The sequence below is a fragment of the Halobacterium noricense genome (assembly GCF_021233435.1).
Taxonomy (GTDB): domain Archaea; phylum Halobacteriota; class Halobacteria; order Halobacteriales; family Halobacteriaceae; genus Halobacterium; species Halobacterium noricense.
The window spans coordinates 286,462-307,444 of the sequence record NZ_CP089469.1 but is presented as its reverse complement, the minus strand read 5'-3'; the positions used below and the strand labels follow the sequence as shown (position 1 = coordinate 307,444).

Here is a 20,983-nt window from a genome sequence, read left to right as displayed (position 1 = left end):
GTTTTCGGTGTAAGTGCGTTCTGGTGGAAGCCGTGTTTAGGACACTATCGGGTTCATATTTTCAGTTGAGTGGATGAGCGTGGCAGTGAAGATGACCACCGTAGCCACGATAAACAACGCGCTAAGTGGGGACGATGAATCGACGAACACCCAGTATAGCGGTGCTGCGACAGAGGGACCAGCTGCAAGCAAGGCGATTTTGGCGACGAGCGGACCACAGCAGCCACACGTGCAAGCACCAATAACAGACCCTGTACCGGCTGTTCCCTGGGCCACCCCCGCGGCTTTCTCAAGTCGCCACTGCCAAGCAATCAGGAGGGCGTTCACTCCAATTAGGACGCTCAACAACCCGACAATCGTAACTACCCCGATTGAGAGAGCCATCGTCAGGGGAATCTGCGGGAGCACGATTTCGAGTGTGTCCCACTGGACAAGCTGATAATTGACTGGTAAGACCGTGATGACGCGCTCACGCGGCAATTCTTCCTCCCAGAAGAATGAGAGATACCCACTCGACGAAAGGAAAAATATCCCAGAGAGAAGTGTAACAATAGCTCCGAAGTGACGTGCAACACGATCCTGGAGAGCAGCACGGACGACATCCCCTCGATCCGTCCAGATAACATATGTGACGAGAACCGGTGTACCCAGTACGATGAGATATCCCAGCGGGTGGGTATAGCTCGCGGATCCACGGATTACGTATGGATACGAGACCCATAAACCCATGAGAATGCCAAGGAACGTGTACCGGGGTCGAGTCGGCCAGCGGCGTAACCCAATACCGAAACTCGCCATCACAACACTGACGCCGACACCGAGCCCGAGCACTTCATACCACGAGCGGGGGAACGGCATCGAACTGGCTGTATAGATCGGATCTGGTGTGACCCCGTTAAAAATGGTGATCCCGAGGACCGTGACGAACAGTCCCACTCCAATTCCGTATAGCGCTGTTGTGGGCGAGACGTGTTCGTGACGCTTCAATAATGCACAGCCAGCGACAAGACCAATTCCGCTGAGAGTTACCGCGATACTCGCCTGTTGTGAGATAACGAGCGGGCCTTCGCCGCCATGAGCTGATGCAACCGGAATCTGTGCCAGAACTATTAGCACGACCAATGCGAGAAGCGAGCCGAAGCGAGCCGTTCCTCGATTGTCCCCACTTTGTGCGGGAGTTGAAATCCCCTCGTTCAGTTTTTGTGTAACGGCGGTAATTCGTTCGGTTTGGAAAGGTTCCTGGAGCATGATTGTATGTAAGTGTCGTCAGTCTTGGACGTACAGCGAATACAGAATTACAGCAAGACCGGCGGCCACGAAGGTGCTGTTGACGAGGACACCGACCGCGAGCGATATCGAATAGAACACGTTGGCAATACCAGTGAACAGCGCACCGAACGTCACAATCCCGAATCCAACCCGAAGCAGTCCGAGTGAGGGGTCACCCGTCCGCCGGTACGCTCTGTGCGCTATATACGTAATTGCACCTCCAAGGCCCAGAATGAGCGCTTTCACGGCGACAACCGCAGCCATGATCTCGTTCATAGCTCGTCACCCATCTTCGACCAGATATCTCGAAGTCGTTCGTCAGTTCCTTGCCGTCCATGTTCGATTGTCACGGAGAATGTGTCGTCCTCGTCAATCGTGATGTTCACGTTCTCGAAATTTCGCTGATAGTACGACGTTCGCCCGCCGTCAGGGTTTATTTTGTCGTGTTCCCGCAGGAGTGCGGCGTCACTGAGCTGTTCAAGCTTCCGGTACAACGTCGAACGGGGGATGTCACACGCTTCGGCGAGTTCGGTAGCAGTCATTGGATCGGCGGTTTCGCGGAGTATTGATTGACAGTCAGGATCATCCAGCGCGTCGAGGACGAGTTCAGGGGATGGCTGATCGTCCGACGTCGCTGTATCATCCACCATGCTGAATCCCTCGGTTTTTCGTGGGATACGTTGTGTGATTCCCGGCCGCCGTTCCACGTGACAATATGCAACTGTTCGCCGTGAGTCGATAATTTCGCCTTTTCGTGGCAGTCTGGTTGATACGCATACTGGTAGCGCATCGCCCACCGGCATCCGAGTTACCGGCATTCGAACTGTTGGGAGCTACCATCGGTGAGTTCGTAGAATCCGCGTCGGTTCGAGTTGAGAACTCCCTGTTCGCAAAGCTGGATGCATACCTGCTCGACGTGCACTGGGTGTCGATTTATCGTAGCCGCAATTTCAACCGCGTGAGTCCCTGATTCACCAGCAAGTAACTCCACGATTTCCGTCTCTATTTGGCTCGTATGCTTATTCATTACTTGTGCTCGGCGTAGACATCGAGAAGTTCTTGGTAGCGAGTTCGAATCGTGACCTTGCTCACGCCTGCCGCTGAACTCACAGTCTCTTGGGTGAGTTTTTCGTTTGTAAGATACGTTGCTGCGTACAGCGCGGATGCCGCCATGCCTACTGGGCTTTTCCCACTGTGGACGGCGTTGCGTTGGGCAACGCTGAGCAGTTCTCGCGCACGTCGGAGTGCCTCGTCGGTCACGTCAAGCGACGACGCGAGTCGCGGCAGATGTTGATCCGGGGATTCCGGTTCGATTTCAAGGCTAAGCTCCCGGGAGAGGTAGCGGTATGCTCGCTGAAACCGTTTCTTTTCAACTCGACTTACCGTTTCGACGACGAAAGGGGATCGCGGAGTTTGGTGCTGTCGCGCGCTCGCGTACAGTGCAGCGGTTGCCATACCTTCGATAGAACGGCCCGGAAGTAGCCCTTCCTCGACGGCACGCCGGTAGAGAATACCCGCCGTCTCACGAACTGCCTCAGGCAAGCCGAGAGCCGATGCCATTCGATCAATTTCGTCGAATGCCTGTTTGAGATTCCGCTCAGAGGCATCCTTCGTGCGGAATCGTTCGTCCCACCGGCGTAGACGTTGCAGTCGCTCTCGTTTGCGACTGGACAGATATTGTCCGCGTGCGTCTTTGTCTTGCCAACTGATAGTCGTGCTGAGGCCCTTATCATGCATCAACGGCGTCGTCGGTGCCCCGACCCGACTCTTATTCTGTCGTTGTTCGTCAGTAAACGACCGCCACTCTGGACCATGGTCGATCATCTGTTCGTCGGTGACTAGGCCACAGCTTTGACACGCCGCCTCTCTCTGCGAATCATTATAACGAATCTGTCCACCACACTCCGGGCAGACTAATCGTTCCCCCGTGCCCTGATTTTGCGGTGATTTTGTCATCTCATTTTGACGAGTGTCCCGAATTTCACTGTTGCGCGGATAGCTCGGCATCGACAATTGGGTGGCTCTGATTCAGGGACATGCAGTCTCAGCTAATGAGTGTGAAGCGGATTCCCAAAATTCAGGACACCGACTCAAACATTTCAATAGCCTCTCCTAATCCGTATTCGAATATGAGAAAGAGGCTGGGAGATGCTATTGTCGTCACGATGCTGATTCTACTAGTGGCTATTACGATCACACATATCGTGAACCCAGGGTATACCGCAGGTGGGTTGGCTAGCATGTTCGTCGTAGCCAGCATCGTCGTATTGCTTGCTCTACTTGTTATCCTTCTAGTGATGGTGACTCGGGATTTAGCTACGAAATCAACCGACAGTCAGGCGTAACTACGACGGCACTGTTTCGTGGTTTCGGATATCGGGATTAGTCATTCTAATGTGTAAAATAACGGAGCAAACGAACTTCAGCCAACAGCGACCAACGATGAAGGCTCTTTTTCACAATTCCAACCACCGGTATCCTCGCTGCTACCTGGTTGTTTAACGTGAGTGTGACCGGACTGCTTGGTTGGGCGTTCGTCGGAGCTGCCGGGCTTATGGCCGCGATCAAGAGTAGTCGGAGCGACAGTAGATGGGTTAGCATAATCATATGGTCGCCGGAGCAAACGGGTATTGTCGTCAACGCCCTCGCGTATAATGGTGTGTTAATCCCCAGTATCGCTATCGCACAGGTTGCTTGGGCAGAGACCGGCAGTCTCGCACTTGGTGTGTCGCTTGCTTTTCTCACCCCAATCTTGCTCCTCAAACACATCTATTTCATCCTAATGCTGTCAACGTCTGAAACACGCTAAGATCCTGTTTTTGGTAGCGGGTTGAATATCTCGGGGGGGACGCTCGACAAGTCCCCTTGAGTGTTCACCGAAAACGGGCTATTGTTGCACCTGGAACCCGACGATGGGTCTAGACGAATGGCAGACAACCAGGTGACTAATGGGCGCGGAGTCGTGATGTGGATGTATCTCAGCGCGGTTGCCGTGGCGGGTATTTTCGGGTACGTGCTGGGGATCATCGTCTACGGGAATGATGGGCCATCGGGACCGCTTACCGACGGTGGGCCAGCAGTACAGTACGGTAAAATCGGCCCAATTGTGTTCGAACTGAACCCTCCAAATCTGGCAATTTTCGGATTGGTTGCGGTGGGTGGGATTCTCGGTCTCGGGCTTCTTGCTATCTCGCATGCTAGTCGATATGACGACGCTACCGTCTGACAACAACGAAACTAGTGGGCTTGAATCAGTAACTGCCAAACCGGTTTAACCGCATGAAAAGTGAAAGCGCAGATCGATGAAAGCGAATGATATGAGAGCATAGGATTTCACAAGCGGTACGAAGCGAATGCCATGGGGCTTGACCCCGTGGATGAAGCCGGCACGCAGTGAACCAGACCATTAAGTCGAAATAGTGCAAAACAGGTAGGTGTGACGGCACTTATCGCGTCCGGCTTAGAGTCGAAAAACACGGATGGTCAGACGCTCCGCCGTCGCCACCAAGTAGGTCGGGGGAGAGGCCGAACCCACGCTTGCGGAGACTGCGCCCCCTGTGGATTCCCTCGTGGAATCTGCAAAGTGCGTCGTGGAAACAGGAAGCCTCTGGGCTTGACCCCGAGGCACTTCACCTTGGCCCATGTACTTTTCCGTACAGCAGGTGTTGGATTTGTATAATGAAACCCGTCAACGGGGCATATAGCGCGGCAACTATCGGGTCGCTCGTCATCTTCGGAGTGTTACAATCCGTCTTTGGCGGGTTCTTCCAGCGCAATCTCCTATTTGTTGGGCTAGTTGGAGCAGTTTGGGTCTCGTTTATTCTAATTTTCGTCGCCCTGTTCAAACTCCCCTTAATCGGTAAAGAGGGTGCAACAAGATGAAACGACTCTATTGGGCGTATAGTATCGCAAGTGTGGCATCGTTCACTGTGTTCGCCGCATCCCTCTATGTCTTCGGTGGGCCAACTCAATTTCCAATCTTCCTCCTGCAATCACTAGCCTTGATTCTATTCGTGTTTGCGCTCGTCTTCACAGCGACATACCGATTCCTCCCAGACAAATAATTAAAACCCGGTTTCCAGGCCTTGCTACAGACACCTTAACGACTTTGCCTGTCCGGCTACAACGAGAGGTATGGAGTTCGACCTCCCGCGCTCGGTAGTCCCACTCGTCGTTATCGTCGCCATCGCTGCGGTCGCACTTACGTCTGTAATGACTGCCTCGACGGTCTTCATGATGGTCTTACCCTCGATGATCGTCTTTTCGATCATCGCGTTCTTCCTCGGAATGAAACACGGGGAATACCGTGCCAGTTCGTAGCGGTCCGGGTCAGTCACTAGCGGTCTCGGGACCGACCCCCATCGCCCCGATAACAGGGGTTCCTCCTCAGCTTCTGCAAGTTACATCTACGATTGACATCCTCCTCCGCGTGAACGCGGAGGAATCCCGAGCGGTGGGAGTGCCAGGTTCGCAACCATGGACGCCGCCACTTCACGGGAACCCGTTTAACCCAGTCGTCGTGGTCGGTGGCTGGCTAGCCGTGCCAAGCGGCTGTTACTCCTATCCTCGGCGTCTTCGGCGTTCGTGGTTGTTTGTGCCCGGCGAACGCCGAGTCAGCGTCAACAGACTTGGAGGTATCGTGGGCTTGCTGAAACAGACGGCACGCGACCACACTCTTCTAGAATGTGGCGTTCACCGCCTGTCTTTCGGATACTGCCTCGTTACAAGGGCGGGTAGGCCGCCTCCAAAGAAGGTTCGGAATCCGCTCCGTTCCGACCTGACCTTACCGACGTATAGCGGTTCTTAGCACTTCAACGTATGGATTAGAAACTCGACTCTGCAATTTGTCGGTGGATTGTTGTCACTGAGTGACGGCGCGTATCCACGGCCTGAAGACCGTGGTATTGCGCCTGTTCCGCGTATAAGGAATCCGGGGCGTTTACTCTGAGGCGACCAGAACTGTTGGTAGTTCTATGAGCGCTTCGTACAACAGCAAAAACGGCTCGGTTTTCACCATCTCGAAAAGAAGAGATACATACGGCCCTAACGACCGGTCGTGAACGACAAATCCCTCATGATGGTGGTTCTCGCAGGCATCGTTTTTACGCTATTCCTCACAGGATTCGTCCTCCGACTCGCCTAACCAAGAATGGTACACACGAATACTGGGATTAAGTGCTGCCGGAGAAAGCGGTGACTCTCATCTTGTGAAGCAAAACTACGCGCACACAGTCGGGGTTGTACTCGCTGGGGTCGGATTAGCCGGGACGTTCCTTTCGTGGCCTGCAACAGCAGAGCTCACGTTACCGGCCACTCGTGGCTTCGGAGCGGTCGCCGTACTGGCGTTCACTGTCCGTCGTCACGGACACGGTCCATCGTGGGTTGATACTGTCGCAACGATAGCCGCCGCATTTCTGACACTCGGAGCTGCCGCTGCTGTCATTGAACTCCAAACCGCAGGATCCCTCGGACCGATTATCTCGCTGCTGGCTGGCTTCGGTGCGCTGGGAGCGGGTGGTGCTTCCATCACCGGGTTGAATCAACCGGCAGTCAAAACCCGGGAGCGACGAACCCTCCTCGCTCTCTCCGTGTCCGCTCTCGCACTCGTCGTTGGGAGTTTCCTCACCAGCGTTGCCGTTTCCCTTGTACCATCCACGCCGGTGGTTCGCGTTTCAGTTTCCACTGCCGTCGCCAGCATCGCCTACGCAGGCGTTGGCGTCGTGTTCATCAGATCTGTTAACAGTAGCATCAACGTGAGCACGCTGACTCAGCGCGACCTGGTCATGGCAGCAGCTGGGATACTCGCAATTTTCACCCTACATGCAATAATGGCTGCCACGGTCTCTGTATTCTCACTTCCACAAACATCCCACTCCCTCATCGAGACAGCAAAAACAACCCCCGAAATCCTGCTTCCGCTAATCGTCCTTTCGTTCGTCGTTGTCGCACCGGGTGAAGAATTACTCGCACGAAATGCCCTCCAGAAGTACCTGTACGGTGCGTATTCACGTCGGAGTGCCGTTATCACCGCGTCGTTCGTGTTTGCTGCCAGCCACATCCTCGCGTACGGCGGTACGGGTGCCACACCGGGCGCTATCCTCGTCACGCTCGCCCGAGTCTTCGGAGTCGCACTCGTACTCGGAGCTACGTACGAGCAGACAGACGACCTCTTCGCGCCGGTCGTTGTTCACGGCACGTACAACGCCGTCCAGTTCGCAATCGCGTATCTCACGTTCACCTAACCTTCTCTACAGTCACTGCATACTACCGCTGGATTGACGCGCCCTCGTCAGCACTGAGCCGTTCGGTAATCACTCAATTCCGGTCAGCGCTGAGGCAGTGAGGAGGGAAAGGGACGTCCACACAGCCAGCGAGAACACGCTTGCAATCGGCGAGGCTGCACGAACCGGCATCGTCACGGCTGGCTCGACAGCATACGTCATCACGAGCCCACGGTACGCACTTAGCGGACTGGCTGCGAGTGCCCCGGCCAGCCCTCGTTCGACGATCCAGCCTTGTCCGACCCCAGCAATCACGACGAGGTCGAAGCCGATGACGACTACGAGCAACAAGCCGACCGCCGACACAAGCCCGCGACGCGCAGACCGAGCTACCGACGAAATCAATAGTGTGATGGCGAGAACAACGCCCGCGAATACCATCGTCAACGCGACGAACCGCGCGTAGTACACTGGCGAGTCTAATCCGCCTGATTGTGCGAGCACGTTCGGCGTCCCCCCCGAGAGTGGTACAACGAACCCTGCTGCGAGCAGCGTCACGACGATAATCCCGAGTGCGACTGCGAGTCGGCCACAGTAGACGCCGAGCCCGTACCGGATGGGAGTTATCGGGAACGTATCGAGGACTTTCAATTCGCCCCGCAACCGATCGCCGAGAATCGCTCGATACCCGAGCGCCACTACCAACACCGGAACCAAGACCTCGACCGGCGTGAGCAACGCCAGTACGAGCGGCACGTAGCCGGCTTGTCCGCCGAGTACTGCAATCGCCACGATAAGTGCGAAGAACCCGACGGCAAGCAGCCAGACTGCCCGCGAGCGCGCGAGTGCCCGCAACTCTCGTTCGAAGACCGCAGTAAACTGCTGGGTGGCGTCACTCACGGTTATTGCCCCCCTCGGATGTGACCGTGCGACCGCTCACTGCTGTCTCGAATGCGTCCTCTAAGGTGGTCGTCTCCGTGTCTGCAAGCACTTCTTCTGGGGACCCAGCCGAGACGATGCTGCCATCGGACACCACGAGGATGTAATCGGCGTCTGCTGCGCGCGAAAGGTCGTGGGTCGTCAACACGACGGCTTGGTCGCGCTCGGTCAACCCCGCAATCACGTCGTACACGTGGCGAGTCATTTCCGGGTCGAGGCCGCTCGTCGGTTCGTCGAGAACGACTAGGTCTGGTGCCCCCAGGAGGCTCACCGCAATTCCCAGAAGGCGGCGCATACCTCCGGAGAGCGCATCCGTTCGGCGGTCGGCCGCGGCTTCGAGGCCGACCCGAGCGAGTGCGGCATCGACGTCGGTCTCTCCGGCGAGCAGTGCCGCGTAGAATGCGACCGTCTCCCGGACCGTCGCCGAGGGCTGGAACCGCGGGTCTTGAGGGAGATACCCGACGGGGCGCTCCCCGCCGGCGTAGAGTGTGAGTTCGCCCGCTGTCGGTGTGTCCACATCCGTGATGAGTTCCGCGAGCGTCGTCTTTCCGGAGCCATTTGGCCCAATAATCGCCGTAACTGCATCATCTGGAATTGAGAAGGAGAGTCCCGAGAGAACCTCGACGTCACCGAATGATTTCGAGAGTTCCGACGCTTCGACGACGGCTGACGCGGCCGTCGCAGCATCGTTGTCACCGCGGTTAGGTGCCTCACGACTACCCATTACGTATTATGGTTTCCGTGCCACGCGAAAAAGTGTACTGCCCCAGCATTCTTTGTGGCTCCCCCCGTATCGCCGTCTATGGAATTCTGGCACGTGGCTGCTGCTGCCCTCCTCGTGCTCGCGACGGTCGTCGCTCCGTTTGCCATGAACAGCGGTAGTCAGCAGGCAGCAGCGGTTCCGATGTCAGATACGAAGTCGACGGGCGTTCCGGAAAGTGTCGTCGTCCAAGCCGCCGACTCGACGATTGCGTTGCCGACCGGGCAGGTCTCGTTCTCCCAGTTCAAATTCACCGTTGGCTACTACGGCATCACATCCATGGTCGCGGGATTGCAGGAGAGCACGGAACGTGAATTTGGGCGGCCGATGGCAGTGTACGTCTCGGATTTCTCCGGCACTGGCGTCTACGTCGGAGAGGATGGGTTGCTCAGAGCACCGAGGTACGCAGATACGGAGTGGGTGCCAGCCAGTGCGGCGTACTTCGTCGTTAACAGTACTGCCCGTATTCCGACGCGGGAGCAGGCGTTGGTGCCCTTCTCGAAGCAGAGTGACGCGACCGCGTTCGTTCAACAGTACGGTGGTCGAGTCGAGCAGTGGGATGCAGTCCAACAGTTAGATGTCGGCGGTGCGGGCCGTAGCTCAACGGAATGGGTGCGGACGAGTGAAGCACGGAGCGAGCGTGCGAACAGAACGGCCGCCCGTGCGCGGTCGCTACTCGAACGACCGGTTTCGACTACGGTAGAACCAAACGAGTCGCTGACCGCAGCGATCCGGCGTGCCGCGCCCAACACGACCATCCAACTGGCAGCCGGGAATCACTCTGTCTCCGATGTCACGGTGGACAAACCCCTGACGATTCGTGGCGATGGGGTCAACCAGACGCGCATCATCGGGGACGAAAACCGTAGTGTCGTCTACGTGAACGCATCACGCGTTGCGATTACGGATCTTTCGATGTCCGGCATCGGCACAGTGCGGACCCGCGACCGAGCGAACATTACAGGTGTTCCGGTCAGGAATGAGTCGTTCCGGGAACGCTACTGGACGACGCATGGCTACGGTGACGCGGGTATCGTCTTCGAGGAGTCTACCCGGTCGCTGGTCTCTGACGTTCGCATACGAACGCGCGCAAATGGTGTTATTGCGCGGAATAGCCCGAATCTCACCGTTTCAAACCTCACGGTTCGGGGAACGCGAGACTGGGAAGATGGGTTCCTCGGGGTCTCGATTCTTGGCGCGCCCGCACTCGTCCAGAACTCGACGTTTTACGGTGGGAAAGTCGGTGTGTTTGCCCACGACACGCAGTCGTTTACTGTTCGAGATTCCTCGATGGAGGGGATGATGATCGGCGTGTTCAGCGTGTTCGCGCAGGGCGCGTTTGCCACTGACAACGATATCGAGGACACGTACGTCGGCGTCTACATCCACGACCGATCGAACCGAAACGTTGTGACAGGGAATATCGTCACGAACAGCAAGAACGGCGTTCTTGTGTTCGGGCGGTCGAGCTACGTCGCGGAGAATGTTGTGACGCATAACCAGCACGGCGTCGTCGTGCAAGGCCAATATTCAGTGTATGAGGAGAACGTCGCGGCGTTCAATCGGGTCGGCATTCGAGCGATGTCGCTATTTCCGACGAACCGCGTCACCGACAACGACATCGCGTATAACCGGCGGTACGCCGAGACCGCACGCTTCAACGTGTTACACGTCTGGAAGGGGAACTACTGGCGGGGCGCACCCGGTATCGACACCGACGGTGACGGGTCACTCTCACGGTCGTTCCGTGCGACAGGACCGGTCGGGATGGTCGCAGACGGTGGAGCTGGGGCACCGACGTTGGCACGAGCACCGGCACTCAAATTGATACGGCAATTACAGCAGACGATGCCGGGGATTCGGTTTGGGGGCGTCGTGGATGAAGCCCCACGAGCAAATCCGGTCCGTCCAGCTGTATTGGCGCAGCTTGAAGACACCCAGCATTCGCCGGGACAGTTCGACGATGAAGACGAGTGGGATTACACATTCTAGCCGCCGAGGTCACTCTGATTTGATTAGGCTGGCACGTTACCCAACGGACCCCGCTGATGTTGCTGCTTCCCCGGGATTCAGCACTTCCGGGAGCTCTATTCGCACGTGAAGTAAACAACCACGGGTCACCTGACCCGTGGGACTCTCGCTGTCTTCTTTATATCAAGGGATGATTGCGACGGCCTAACGAAAATCGCAACACCTACTCAACCTCCAAGAGCATTCCAATACATGGACCGGCGGCGGTTTCTGAAAACCACGAGTGGGCTGGTCGGCGTAGCTGGCATCTCCGGGTGTCTTCAGCGACTCGGATTCGAGACACAGTCCGCGTGGCGAGATCCACCGCTCGTCGAAGACCGACCGGATGGTGTCTATCACCCTGCGATTGTTGAGGGGATGGGCGTGTACGAAACGACGACTGTCGATGGTATCGGCGTCGCGTTGATGCACTCGTTCCCCCATCGGTTCTGGAGGGTGACCGGGACGAACAAAACAAAAGTCGTTGTCTCGTCGGACGACTCGCTGCATTTGATGGCGAGCGTCTGGGATGTCGAGTCCGGGACGGTACTTCCGACCGCAGTCTCAGTGGATATTCAAAATGAGGAGGGGAATGTCTCAACGACGAATCTGTGGTCGATGCTCTCCCCAAATATGGGGTTCCACTACGGGGATAACGTGGCACTGTCGGGGAGCGGTGAGTATGAGGTGACAGTCCGGATTGCGCCCGTTCAGGCAGTACGGACCAGCCCGTTCAAGGGTCGATTTACGGAGATGCGAACCGCGCAACTCCAGTTCACCTTTGAGCCATCAGAAACGTATGACCTCCCGATTCGCCGTCTCGGTGGCAAGGCGGGCACCCGCGGGACAGTAGACCTGATGCAGATGGACGGTGTACCGGCCCCGGTTGCGCCACCGAAAGACCAGCTCCCTGGACGACTACTCGGTGAGACGTCCGCTGACGATGCTGTGTTCTGCGCGAGTCTGGTCGATAATAAACAGCGCTTCCCGGGGACAGATAGACCGTATCTTGTCGTATCTCCGCGGACGCCCTATAACCGCGTTCTGCTCCCGGGAATGTCGCTCTCGATGGTAGTTGAGCGTGATGGGAAATCGGTCCTGGAAACGGAACTGGACGGCACACTCGACCCCAATCTCGGCTACTACTACGGGACAATAGCTGAGGAAGTCAAGCGCGGGGACATCGTCACTGTTCGAATTGAGACACCACCACAGGTGTCTCGTCACGACGGCTACGAAACCGCATTCATGCAGATGTCCGCCGTCCAGTTCACAGCTTGATGGCTTCCGCCAATATCTAGGCGAGATACGGCGGGGTAGCGCCGGGGAGTGAGAGAATCCAGAGGCTGATGACAGTATATCCGATCATCACGAGGATGAACGGGTACTGGCTCCGGATCGCAACGAGTCGGCTCGGGAAGAGATTGTATGCGGACGCATGCGCTTCCCAGATGGCGAGCAGGTGACCGATAAGTACGAATCCAATACTAAGGCCGGTGAACCAGCCAGGTGGCGAAAGCACCAGTGGATTTGCAGGCGGCGTAAGCGGGGAAACGACAGCCATCGTGAGCGCGGGGCTCAGAGAGACGACCAGACCGGCGTAGTGAGCAAGATGATAGCCGGCAGCAATAGCCAGGAGCGGTGGAGCGAGTCGTAATGCGATCGACCGGCTGGTAACGTACGTGTTTGTCAGTCGCCGAGCGGCCGTGCCAGCGTACCAGTAAGCCACGAGGAACACGACGTACCCCGTAACGAAAAGAATCGTATAAGCGATCACAGCGACGGGGACAGTGGGCAGCAATCCGCCAAGTGGGGACTCCACGACGGCCGTGATAGTCTGGGCACCAGCGGTCGTCGTGATGAATCCACTGTACGTGAGTTCCCAAACGAGGGCGATGATGAAGGCGACGTCAGATTCGTCGGTCACGACGTCCGAGTCTGCAAGGTTGTTCCCCGGGAGCGACACCTCAAATGATCCATCGTATACCTGAATCGGTGCGACCGCCCCGTAGAACCGGAACAAGACGGCTAGTGGGTCTGCGTGCTCAAACCAAGCGTTAGAGCCGAATACGATTGCCCCGGTGACTGTGTACAACGAATAGCCGAGGATTGCTGTTGCCAGCACTCGTGGGACGGTACTGACCGGGAAGATGACCTCCACCCAGACGAGCGTGAGGACGCCCACGACAGCCGGCCAGCGAGCGAACGAGTCGGGATACTCGATGAAACGAGTTGGAAGGAACGTCGTGAGAGCACGCCACGGGTTGATCGCAGGCCACAGATTCCCGATGAGATACGTGATGACAGGTAGCCCACCACGAACACCGACGAACGTTACGAGAACTGTGAGGCTCGCAGCCGGGAGTTGCGGGCCAGTGTATCCCACGTAGACGATGAAACCGAGGGTAGTTAGAGCCAGCAGTCGGCCGAGTCTACCTGCCCAACGCCGGACGGCTGGGACGCTAGGAAGACGGACGGACCATGAGTGGATGGCGTAGATGAATGCCCGATCGGTGACGAAACTAGCGAGAAGTGCCGACGCACCGATGGTAGTGCCCCCTGTCGCCAGATACAGCCAGCGAGGAACGGCTAACGTTTCCCGTGGCTGCTTGGAGAGTGTCATTCCGTTTGCGGCGGCGGTACTATCGACGAGAACGGTTAGTATCGCTGCCCAAGCCAGTACTTGTACCCCGAAGTGGATTCTGGAAGATCCCACCATACTCGAACCGGCATCGTCCGAGTTGGCAGTCTCCGGCGTTGATTCGTCGGCGTCGGGATTCTCGGTGTTAAATGGCGAAGATGGCATAGAGGAAGAGGAACCCGAAGTATACTGCGACGAGGCAAGCAAGCGCCCGTAGCCGGAATGAACTCAACGCATCTTGTTCATCTGCTCGTGCATCGTGGAAGGCGGTTCGTTCTGCCTCATCGATGTCAGCCCAGTGTTCGAGGCCTCGATGAAGGGTAAGACGATCCACCGTCGGGAAGGACTCACCGCAGTATTGGCAGACTTCGGGCGAGTCGTTCGTCGGGACTGTAGTTTGAACAGTTGTCATAGCCCTCAGCCAGTTATCTCGTGCTATCGTCCAGCGGTTTGAAACGGTTCTGATTCCACGATTACGACTAGGAACCACATTTTCGGGTCCTGAGGGTGCAAAATAGCTTAGGCGGCAACCTCAGTTCCGGAATGATTCGCGTGTTCGCGTGTCACGCGCCACTTATTGCTATCAGCGAAGTAGTAGGTCCATGTTCGTCGGGCACGGCCTCGGAGCGTTCGCACTCGTTGCGTTTCTAGCGACGGTGGCGGGCTGTAGCCGTGAGCGAGCGATACAGTTGGGCATCGTCGCCGGACTGTTTGCATTCGTCCCTGACGTGGATATCGTGTACGCACCTATTGGATTGCTTGCACGGTCCGTACAGACGGTGTCTCCTGATGTGTTCTGGGGGACTGCGAATACGGTTCATCGCGGAGCCACGCATTCGATCGTGATTGGTGCGATTCTTGCTGCCGCGGTCGCAGCATGGAATATTCCAGCGCGCGTCAGCCGAATTGCTGCTGTCGGGGGCTTCTTGTCCATCATCGCTATCGGCGCGGTCGTCGACGGCCTCGTGAACGCTGGAGTGTTAGTCGTGTACGTAGCTACAGGGCTCGCAATCGGGGAGTGGGCACGTCGGAAGAGGAGTTCGACGGGCTGGCTGTTTGGTGCAGCTCTGATCGGCTTGGTATCGCATCCGTTCGGAGATCTATTCACGGGCGGTCCTGCCGATTTTCTCTATCCGTTCGACATCGTGCTGGTGACCAGTCGGATTGCGTTGCATCCGGACCCGACGGTGCACTTGCTGGCCGTGTTCCTCCTTGAACTCGGGACGATTTGGCTAGCGATAGTCGCGTATACGCGGTTACAGCGGATTTCGATCCGTAGGTTGCTTCGCCCGCGTGCCGTGGCCGGAAGCGGGTACGCGGCTGCTGTCTTCGTTATTCCTACGCCGACGATTCACACGGCTCTACTCTTTGTCTTCAGTATTCTCGCGCTCGCCATCGTCGGAGTTGGGATTCCAGCCCATCCCTTCGCTCGCCACAGACGCAGTGAAACGCTCGTGACAGGACTCGCCGCAGTTACCGTTGGTGCTATCGCGTACGCAGCTGCTTACGGTACGCTCGGCTGAGACAACGCCTCGTTGCTGGCGGTACTAACTGCTGATGCCCAGTCGCAACTATCATTCCGATTACCACAGCAAGAGTTCGAACTTTCTTCTGTCGGTGGGGTTGAAGGCGTTCCGGAATCTCGCCCGAGGTAGAGTATGAATTCCGAGCGTCACAGTCACGAACACGGCGAGGACGCTGGTGTTCGCACTCTTGGTGCGGTAGCAGCTATTAATCTCGCCGGCTTCGTTATTGAACTCTTGGGTGGTTTGGCGTTTGGATCTGTCGCGCTCGTCGGGGACGCGTTCCACATGCTGTTCGACTCGCTGGCGTACGTGATGGCACTCATCGCGGCCTACATCGGAACTAAATCCGAACCCGGCGAATACTGGAGTTACGGCCTGAGCCGCGTCGAACCGTTCGCAGCGTTCCTGAACGGCGTGTTACTCGTCCCGATGGTACTATTCCTGGTCTGGGAGTCCTACCAGCGCTACCTCTCACCAGTAGACATCAACCCTCGGATGACCATTCTTCTGGCAACTGGGGGTCTGGTCGTGAATCTTGCGTCCGTGTACGTCGTTCAGGGCGGTGAAATGTCGCTGAACGAGCGTGGTGCGTTCTATCACCTCCTCGGGGATGCAGGCGCATCTATCGCTGTTATTGTTTCGATGCTGTTCGTGGAGTTCGGCGGTTACTACATCGCGGACCCGATTACCGCAGTGCTCATCGCTGTTATCATCATTTGGTCGGCGGTCAAACTGCTTCGGGAAAGTGGCGCGATTTTCTTCCAGCGCAGCCCGATATCGGTCGAAGACCTCGGAGCACGCATCGAAGCCATCGACGACGTGACTGTGGTCTCGGACGTCCACGTCTGGTCGCTTTCAGGCAGGCTTGACGTGGCAACAGTTCACGTGACTAGCGACATCGAAACAATCGAGGAGCGTGACGCACTCAAGCGAGCGATCACGGAACTGCTCCACGATGAATTCGACATCAATCATGTTACCGTCGATATTCTCAGTGAGGATTCGTACGCTCGCCCAACCGAGCATGGTGATTGACTACTGTCTGCCGAAACATTCCCCAGCTGAATGTCGGTTCGCTCGAACCCTCACTGGGCGAACGTCAACTTGATTTGTCCGACGCTGGCCCGAAGATACAACGACGAAACAACCAAACAAGCCTGATATGAATGACCGGCTTGATGAGATGGAGATGCCAGGGCGTCAGGCACGGCTGCTGACTGAAGACGGCGTATCGGGCCGAGTTGAACTGAGTGAGTACGTCTGGCACTACGATGAACCGCCAGAGGAAGTGGTTCGTCGACGGCACCGACCCCGGTCGATCACCTCCTCGGGTCGTTGAGCGCGTGTTTTGCCGTAACGCTTCGCACGGAAGCCTCGAAACACGACTTCGATTTCAACCACTTAAACATCACCGCAAACGCCCGGCCTAAGACCGGATTCGTCGAGGAGATTCACCTCGCTATACAGATTGCTACTAAGCAGCCCGCCGATCAGATAGAGACAGTACTCACGCATACGGAACGTTCCTGTAACATTCTCAAACTGATTCGAGAGAACGTGCCAGTCACTATCGAGTTCGAACAAGTGCAGGTGAACGCCGCGGACGAGGGGTGAAACGGTGACTGTACCCGCGACGACTCATCTACCCGGAGAACTCGCTGTACGATACGCTCTCTTGATCGACGATGATCTGACTCTCGGGAACGTCTCCGTCCGGCGGCATCCTCCCTTCGGCAGGACCCCCTGGTTCGCCGACGACGATCCGACCGACCATCCCCATAGGTTTGTGTGGAATACAGAAGTAATCGTATGTACCTGTAGTTTCGAACGTATGCTCGTAGGTCGCACCCTGTTCACTCAATATCTCGCTATTGAACGTTTCTGCCCCGTTAGGTATTCGAGTTACCGATGCCGAACTTGTTCCTTCTTTGTAGGCAGTCGCCGAGTGACTCCCACTCTGAATTTCGAACGTGACCGTCTCCCCGGATTCAACGAATAGGCCGATGGGATCGAAATAATAGTTGCTACCCTCGGTAACCATCATAACTGTATTCGAACCGCTTGAGCTACTGGTCGCCTGTGACTCACTCGTGGCCGACTCACCACCATCTCCGTTCCCTGAACTACTACATCCTGCGAGACTAGTTATGCCACCTGTTGCGAGAAGTCCGGCTGTCTTGAGCACCTGTCGACGCTCCATATATTTCTTATCAAAGGCCCCAGAATAAGGGGTTGACGCGGATTCCCATTACGTAGGACACCGCCCTCATTATTCGAACTGTGCGTCGTAGCTCGTCGTTCATCTGTGATTCACCTTCGTTGTTACTCTTCAGGAATATGGAATTGTTCAGTGAGGTGGGTCATCTGGTTGGCTTCGGGGATCACTCCCCCGCACCCCTTCTGGGGGCAATAAACAGCCACCGGAACGAGACATCTGAATTCCGCCCTGCGACGCTATTCAGGACTCGACCTGTGTATCGGCGTCCCCGCTATGTTCCGTCTGGGAGAGCAGACTCACCTCTTCCAGGAGGTCTCTCGCGGTCTCGACTCGCTCTCGATCCGCGTCGTCCAATCGGTCGACGTCGAGTCGGTTGAGATTGCTGAGTACACGATGCATCCGGTAGCCCTGCTTGTACTCTTGCTCCATCGGAAGCGCCTCACCGCTCGCCGGCGCGAAAAGACTCAACGTTGCGTCTATTAACAGCAATAATAGATCGCTTTCTCAGTTCGTGTAGGCCCCCAAGGTTCCTGTCTGTTCTAGTCTGGCCACTAACTTCGACTGGTCGAAGCGAATTCAACACTTCGGACTTGACAGTATAATTACTTCGAGTATAGATGTATAGGCGCATGTCAAACCAAGACTGCAATTGCACCGACCCTTCGGTTGGCGAGAGTGACGCACAGACCCCCGCAACAGACAGTTGGATCGAAGCACGACCGGTGAAGACCGCAGAATTCCCGACCCCCGTCGCAGACAACATGAGCCGGTTCTTCGGCGCCTCGATCGACACGTTCGACGACATGGTCGCGGCGATCCGCACCGTGGTTGAGGGGGACGGGATTGCTATCGACGAACTCTGTCACGTCGACGGCGAGACCCCGCACTACGCGAAGACGGCGGACGAAACCTACTACTTCCGGTGTTTCTACGACGGGATCGCGCTCGCGCATCTCGTGGACGAACCCGTCGAAATCCGGACTGAAACTCCCACGGAGGAGCCGATCGAGATCCAGATGTCACCCGCGGATGGTGTCGACGTCACGCCGCCAGACGCGGTCATGTCCTTCGGGGTGACCACCGAGAGCGACGTACCCGCTGACGAGACGCCTTCCGCGCCCGATGTCTACGGCGCTGTCTGTCCGTACGTGAAGGCGTTCTACACTCGCGAGGACTACGAGCGCTGGGCGGAAGACGTGGCGGCCACCACGGTCGGGATTCACCTCGACGCCGGCGTTCCTATAGCCGCCGCACTGACGGCATCCGCTCCGTCGGAGGGTGCCCAATGAGCCTGGAGAGCATCGCGCTCGTCGGCTCCCAGGCCGTGCTCGGACTCGTGGGCGTGGCCGTCGGCGGTGCGAAGGTCACCCATCAGGAGGACCAGGTCGAAGACTTCCAGCGGTTCGGATATCCACCGTGGTTCCGAATTCTCACCGGTCTTATCGAGATTGGCGCCGGTCTCGCGTTGCTCGCGGGCCTGGTGTGGCTCTCCGAGTTTACCGTGGCGGGTGGAATTCTCCTGAGTAGCGTGATGGTGGGCGCAGTGGCCACGCACATCCGTACTGGCGACCCAATATCGAAAACTGCCGTGCCAGCGGTCCTCTTCGCCTTCACAGCGGGGCTGCTCATAATCCGTGACGTGACGATTCCGCTGTAACGTTACCTCTCCTTACTCCTGGCCAGTAGCGAGTTCCGTCTCGTCGATTTCTTCGGCCCACCTGAGCAGTGGTTCGAGGCGCTGGCCCAGTTCTTTACCGGTCTCTGTGAGTTCGTATTCGACCCGTGGCGGGATTTCGTCGTATTGCTCACGGGAGAGGATGCCGGCGTCGACGAGTTCCTCGAGTCGCGTCGAGAGCGTCGAGCTGCTCACCTCCTCGAACGTCGCTTCGATGTCACCGTAGCGGGCCGGGCCGATCGCGTCGACCACGCAGACGAGTTGCATCGCGTACCGGCGGCTGAGGAGATCCATCACACCACCCAATGGACAGAGGCAGTCGTGGTCGGGAGACGACGAGTCGGTCGTTTCAGTCGCTGAGTCGGGGGTTTCTGCCATAGCTTTCGTTCACCAGACCTTGTCCAATACTTCGGAGTTGACAGCATAAATAGTTCCGTATTCAAAGTATGAACGCATCATGAGTCAGAACGACTCCAAGCGCGAGGTCGCGTGCACGCTCACCGAGGAACAAGAAGCGGAACGGCGGGAGGAAGTTCGGGCCCGCCTCATCGATCACTACCTTGGGTACGAGGAACATGAGAACGGCGTCGTCGTTCGCTTCGACGGAACGGACGAGTCACTCGAAGCACTCGCTGCGTTCACGTCGAACGAGTTGCAGTGCTGTTCGTTCGCCGAATACGAGATTGCCGTCTCGCTCCCGTACGAGGAAACGGTTCTGACCGTCACTGGACCCGACGGGACGACGGAGATGTTCCAGGACGGGTTCGTCGACCGGCTGGACGTCGAATCAGCCTGACTCACTCTGTCCGGTCGAACCACTTCGCGAGCCCGGCGCTCGTCGTCATCTCCACCACGCCGAAGACGACCGCTGGCAGCGACGCGATCGTCGGGAGGCCGGCCGCGATCACAAGTGCGGCCGCAACTGCGAAATCGCGCATCCCGACGGAGAGAACTGACGCGATACGTGTGGCTCGCTCCGCACGGTGACTCACGAGAAAGCCCACGCCGTATCCGAGCCCGTTCAGGACTACGACGCCTACAATGACACTTCCCAAGAGTCCCAGGTTCGAGCGGATGACGGCGGCGTTCGCGGCGGTGACACCGCCGATGATCAGGATCACCATTGTGGCAGAGATGGTCGGGTAGTGAGCGTCGTACGCGCCGACGCGCTCGGGCCACCGCGCTCGCAGACCGACGGCAAGTAACATGGGCGCAACGACCGCCACGACGAGCTGTTCGACGATCGGCAGCGTCGGAACGGTCACGCCTCCAGCGAGCGCGGTGACGACCGCGGGAACGAACCCGAGACTTCCGACGCCGATGACCACCAGGGCCGTCGTCGAGAGCGCTGTATCGCCGCCTGCGAGCTCGGTCATCACCGGCGTCACGAGTTCCGGCGTCACAGCTCCGAGCACGACGAACCCCACAGTCAACTCGGGCGACAGCCCGAGGCCACGGGCGATGCCGAACGCCAAAACGGGCATCGCGGCGTGACCCAGCAGGACGAGCGCGACCGCCCGGCCGCCGATCTGGCTGAACTGCTCAACCGAGAGCGTCAACGAGATGCTCCCGATCATCACCGCGAGAATGACCGTCGAGAAGTCAGTCACGGCGGCAAGGTCCGTGACGGTGAGCCCGAGGACGACCGCGAGGAGAACCCAGACGAGGAGGTAGTCCTCGACGAGGGGCGAAAGCGATTGAAGTCGTCCGTAGAATGGTGCCAT

21 protein-coding genes and 1 pseudogene are annotated in these 20,983 nt (G+C 57.4%); 11 read left to right on the top strand and 11 right to left on the bottom strand.

Features of this window, described 5'->3' with window-relative positions; translation table 11 throughout:
* Positions 1 to 36: 36 nt before the first annotated feature.
* The 4 genes from LT974_RS17130 to LT974_RS17115 form a co-directional block, all read right to left on the bottom strand.
* Complete coding sequence (locus LT974_RS17130; RefSeq protein ID WP_232590469.1) at positions 37 to 1,248, bottom strand: hypothetical protein; 1,212 nt, start codon at positions 1,246 to 1,248, stop codon at positions 37 to 39.
* Positions 1,249 to 1,266: 18 nt separating this feature from the next.
* On the bottom strand, positions 1,267 to 1,545 hold the full coding sequence (locus LT974_RS17125; protein ID WP_232590468.1) for a DUF7521 family protein: 279 nt from the start codon (positions 1,543 to 1,545) through the stop codon (positions 1,267 to 1,269).
* A complete protein-coding gene (locus LT974_RS17120) occupies positions 1,542 to 1,976 on the bottom strand; it encodes a helix-turn-helix domain-containing protein (protein ID WP_408611734.1) in 435 nt (144 codons plus the stop codon). The genes LT974_RS17125 and LT974_RS17120 overlap by 4 nt, the downstream gene beginning before the upstream one ends.
* 319 nt (positions 1,977 to 2,295) lie before the next feature.
* A complete protein-coding gene (locus LT974_RS17115) occupies positions 2,296 to 3,276 on the bottom strand; it encodes a transcription initiation factor IIB (protein ID WP_408611733.1) in 981 nt (326 codons plus the stop codon).
* A gap of 919 nt (positions 3,277 to 4,195) precedes the next feature.
* Here LT974_RS17115 and LT974_RS17110 point away from each other — a divergent pair.
* From LT974_RS17110 to LT974_RS17100, 3 genes are all read left to right on the top strand, one after another.
* Positions 4,196 to 4,495, top strand: coding sequence for a DUF7520 family protein (locus LT974_RS17110; RefSeq protein WP_232590464.1), 300 nt, complete (start codon positions 4,196 to 4,198; stop codon positions 4,493 to 4,495).
* A 908-nt stretch (positions 4,496 to 5,403) separates the two neighbouring features.
* The gene (locus LT974_RS17105) at positions 5,404 to 5,589 is read left to right on the top strand and encodes a DUF7333 family protein (protein ID WP_232590462.1); all 186 of its coding nucleotides are present in this window, start codon (positions 5,404 to 5,406) and stop codon (positions 5,587 to 5,589) included.
* A gap of 887 nt (positions 5,590 to 6,476) precedes the next feature.
* On the top strand, positions 6,477 to 7,511 hold the full coding sequence (locus LT974_RS17100; RefSeq protein WP_232590460.1) for a CPBP family intramembrane glutamic endopeptidase: 1,035 nt from the start codon (positions 6,477 to 6,479) through the stop codon (positions 7,509 to 7,511).
* Positions 7,512 to 7,580: 69 nt separating this feature from the next.
* Here the strand turns inward: LT974_RS17100 and LT974_RS17095 are convergent, their stop codons facing one another.
* Positions 7,581 to 8,390, bottom strand: coding sequence for an ABC transporter permease (locus LT974_RS17095; RefSeq protein ID WP_232590459.1), 810 nt, complete (start codon positions 8,388 to 8,390; stop codon positions 7,581 to 7,583).
* A complete protein-coding gene (locus LT974_RS17090) occupies positions 8,383 to 9,153 on the bottom strand; it encodes an ABC transporter ATP-binding protein (protein WP_232590458.1) in 771 nt (256 codons plus the stop codon). Before LT974_RS17090 ends, LT974_RS17095 begins: the two co-directional genes overlap by 8 nt.
* A 78-nt stretch (positions 9,154 to 9,231) precedes the next feature.
* On the opposite strand from LT974_RS17090, the gene LT974_RS17085 reads away from it, so the two are divergent.
* Entirely contained in the window at positions 9,232 to 11,181 is a 1,950-nt protein-coding gene (locus LT974_RS17085; protein WP_232590457.1) for a NosD domain-containing protein, read from the top strand.
* Between the two features lie 231 nt (positions 11,182 to 11,412).
* A complete protein-coding gene (locus tag LT974_RS17080; RefSeq protein WP_232590456.1) occupies positions 11,413 to 12,480 on the top strand; it encodes an iron transporter in 1,068 nt (355 codons plus the stop codon).
* Between the two features lie 16 nt (positions 12,481 to 12,496).
* Here LT974_RS17080 and LT974_RS17075 read toward each other — a convergent pair whose 3' ends face one another.
* A complete protein-coding gene (locus tag LT974_RS17075; RefSeq protein WP_232590455.1) occupies positions 12,497 to 13,918 on the bottom strand; it encodes a hypothetical protein in 1,422 nt (473 codons plus the stop codon).
* A 524-nt stretch (positions 13,919 to 14,442) separates the two neighbouring features.
* Here LT974_RS17075 and LT974_RS17070 point away from each other — a divergent pair.
* The 3 genes and pseudogenes from LT974_RS17070 to LT974_RS17985 form a co-directional block, all read left to right on the top strand.
* Positions 14,443 to 15,363, top strand: a complete 921-nt coding sequence (locus tag LT974_RS17070) for a metal-dependent hydrolase (RefSeq protein WP_232590454.1) — start codon at positions 14,443 to 14,445, stop codon at positions 15,361 to 15,363.
* A gap of 135 nt (positions 15,364 to 15,498) precedes the next feature.
* Positions 15,499 to 16,401, top strand: coding sequence for a cation diffusion facilitator family transporter (locus LT974_RS17065; RefSeq protein WP_232590453.1), 903 nt, complete (start codon positions 15,499 to 15,501; stop codon positions 16,399 to 16,401).
* 267 nt (positions 16,402 to 16,668) lie between these two features.
* Positions 16,669 to 16,980, top strand: a pseudogene (locus tag LT974_RS17985) (OsmC family protein); the annotation flags it as partial.
* 28 nt (positions 16,981 to 17,008) lie between these two features.
* Here the strand turns inward: LT974_RS17985 and LT974_RS17060 are convergent.
* Entirely contained in the window at positions 17,009 to 17,566 is a 558-nt protein-coding gene (locus tag LT974_RS17060; RefSeq protein ID WP_232590452.1) for a plastocyanin/azurin family copper-binding protein, read from the bottom strand.
* A gap of 258 nt (positions 17,567 to 17,824) precedes the next feature.
* Positions 17,825 to 18,013: a hypothetical protein gene (locus LT974_RS17055; protein WP_232590451.1), complete on the bottom strand. Its 189-nt coding sequence runs from the start codon at positions 18,011 to 18,013 to the stop codon at positions 17,825 to 17,827.
* 332 nt (positions 18,014 to 18,345) lie between these two features.
* Between LT974_RS17055 and merB the strand changes: the two genes are divergently transcribed.
* Entirely contained in the window at positions 18,346 to 18,873 is a 528-nt protein-coding gene (gene merB, locus LT974_RS17050) for an organomercurial lyase (RefSeq protein ID WP_232590450.1), read from the top strand.
* A complete protein-coding gene (locus LT974_RS17045) occupies positions 18,870 to 19,241 on the top strand; it encodes a DoxX family protein (RefSeq protein ID WP_232590448.1) in 372 nt (123 codons plus the stop codon). Before merB ends, LT974_RS17045 begins: the two co-directional genes overlap by 4 nt.
* Before the next feature lie 12 nt (positions 19,242 to 19,253).
* On the opposite strand, the gene LT974_RS17040 is transcribed toward LT974_RS17045, so the two are convergent.
* Complete coding sequence (locus tag LT974_RS17040; RefSeq protein WP_232590447.1) at positions 19,254 to 19,553, bottom strand: winged helix-turn-helix transcriptional regulator; 300 nt, start codon at positions 19,551 to 19,553, stop codon at positions 19,254 to 19,256.
* A gap of 163 nt (positions 19,554 to 19,716) precedes the next feature.
* Between LT974_RS17040 and LT974_RS17035 the strand changes: the two genes are divergently transcribed.
* Positions 19,717 to 20,055, top strand: coding sequence for a hypothetical protein (locus LT974_RS17035; protein ID WP_232590446.1), 339 nt, complete (start codon positions 19,717 to 19,719; stop codon positions 20,053 to 20,055).
* 1 nt (position 20,056) lies between these two features.
* Here LT974_RS17035 and LT974_RS17030 read toward each other — a convergent pair whose 3' ends face one another.
* Positions 20,057 to 20,983 carry a bile acid:sodium symporter family protein gene (locus LT974_RS17030; RefSeq protein WP_232590445.1) on the bottom strand — a complete coding sequence of 309 codons (927 nt, stop codon included), beginning with the start codon at positions 20,981 to 20,983 and terminating at the stop codon, positions 20,057 to 20,059.

Excerpts from the sequence above, each read along its gene's own strand:
- LT974_RS17070 (WP_232590454.1), top strand. The coding sequence starts at position 14,443 with ATGTTCGTCGGGCACGGCCTCGGAGCGTTCGCACTCGTTGCGTTTCTA.
- LT974_RS17035 (WP_232590446.1), top strand. The coding sequence starts at position 19,717 with ATGAGTCAGAACGACTCCAAGCGCGAGGTCGCGTGCACGCTCACCGAG.
- LT974_RS17080 (WP_232590456.1), top strand. The coding sequence starts at position 11,413 with ATGGACCGGCGGCGGTTTCTGAAAACCACGAGTGGGCTGGTCGGCGTA.
- LT974_RS17085 (WP_232590457.1), top strand. The coding sequence starts at position 9,232 with ATGGAATTCTGGCACGTGGCTGCTGCTGCCCTCCTCGTGCTCGCGACG.
- LT974_RS17115 (WP_408611733.1), bottom strand. The coding sequence starts at position 3,276 with ATGCCGAGCTATCCGCGCAACAGTGAAATTCGGGACACTCGTCAAAAT.
- LT974_RS17075 (WP_232590455.1), bottom strand. The coding sequence starts at position 13,918 with ATGGTGGGATCTTCCAGAATCCACTTCGGGGTACAAGTACTGGCTTGG.
- LT974_RS17065 (WP_232590453.1), top strand. The coding sequence starts at position 15,499 with ATGAATTCCGAGCGTCACAGTCACGAACACGGCGAGGACGCTGGTGTT.
- LT974_RS17055 (WP_232590451.1), bottom strand. The coding sequence starts at position 18,013 with ATGGAGCAAGAGTACAAGCAGGGCTACCGGATGCATCGTGTACTCAGC.
- LT974_RS17040 (WP_232590447.1), bottom strand. The coding sequence starts at position 19,553 with ATGGATCTCCTCAGCCGCCGGTACGCGATGCAACTCGTCTGCGTGGTC.
- LT974_RS17045 (WP_232590448.1), top strand. The coding sequence starts at position 18,870 with ATGAGCCTGGAGAGCATCGCGCTCGTCGGCTCCCAGGCCGTGCTCGGA.
- LT974_RS17130 (WP_232590469.1), bottom strand. The coding sequence starts at position 1,248 with ATGCTCCAGGAACCTTTCCAAACCGAACGAATTACCGCCGTTACACAA.
- merB (WP_232590450.1), top strand. The coding sequence starts at position 18,346 with ATGAGCCGGTTCTTCGGCGCCTCGATCGACACGTTCGACGACATGGTC.
- LT974_RS17125 (WP_232590468.1), bottom strand. The coding sequence starts at position 1,545 with ATGAACGAGATCATGGCTGCGGTTGTCGCCGTGAAAGCGCTCATTCTG.
- LT974_RS17030 (WP_232590445.1), bottom strand. The coding sequence starts at position 20,983 with ATGGCACCATTCTACGGACGACTTCAATCGCTTTCGCCCCTCGTCGAG.
- LT974_RS17105 (WP_232590462.1), top strand. The coding sequence starts at position 5,404 with ATGGAGTTCGACCTCCCGCGCTCGGTAGTCCCACTCGTCGTTATCGTC.
- LT974_RS17090 (WP_232590458.1), bottom strand. The coding sequence starts at position 9,153 with ATGGGTAGTCGTGAGGCACCTAACCGCGGTGACAACGATGCTGCGACG.
- LT974_RS17060 (WP_232590452.1), bottom strand. The coding sequence starts at position 17,566 with ATGGAGCGTCGACAGGTGCTCAAGACAGCCGGACTTCTCGCAACAGGT.
- LT974_RS17110 (WP_232590464.1), top strand. The coding sequence starts at position 4,196 with ATGGCAGACAACCAGGTGACTAATGGGCGCGGAGTCGTGATGTGGATG.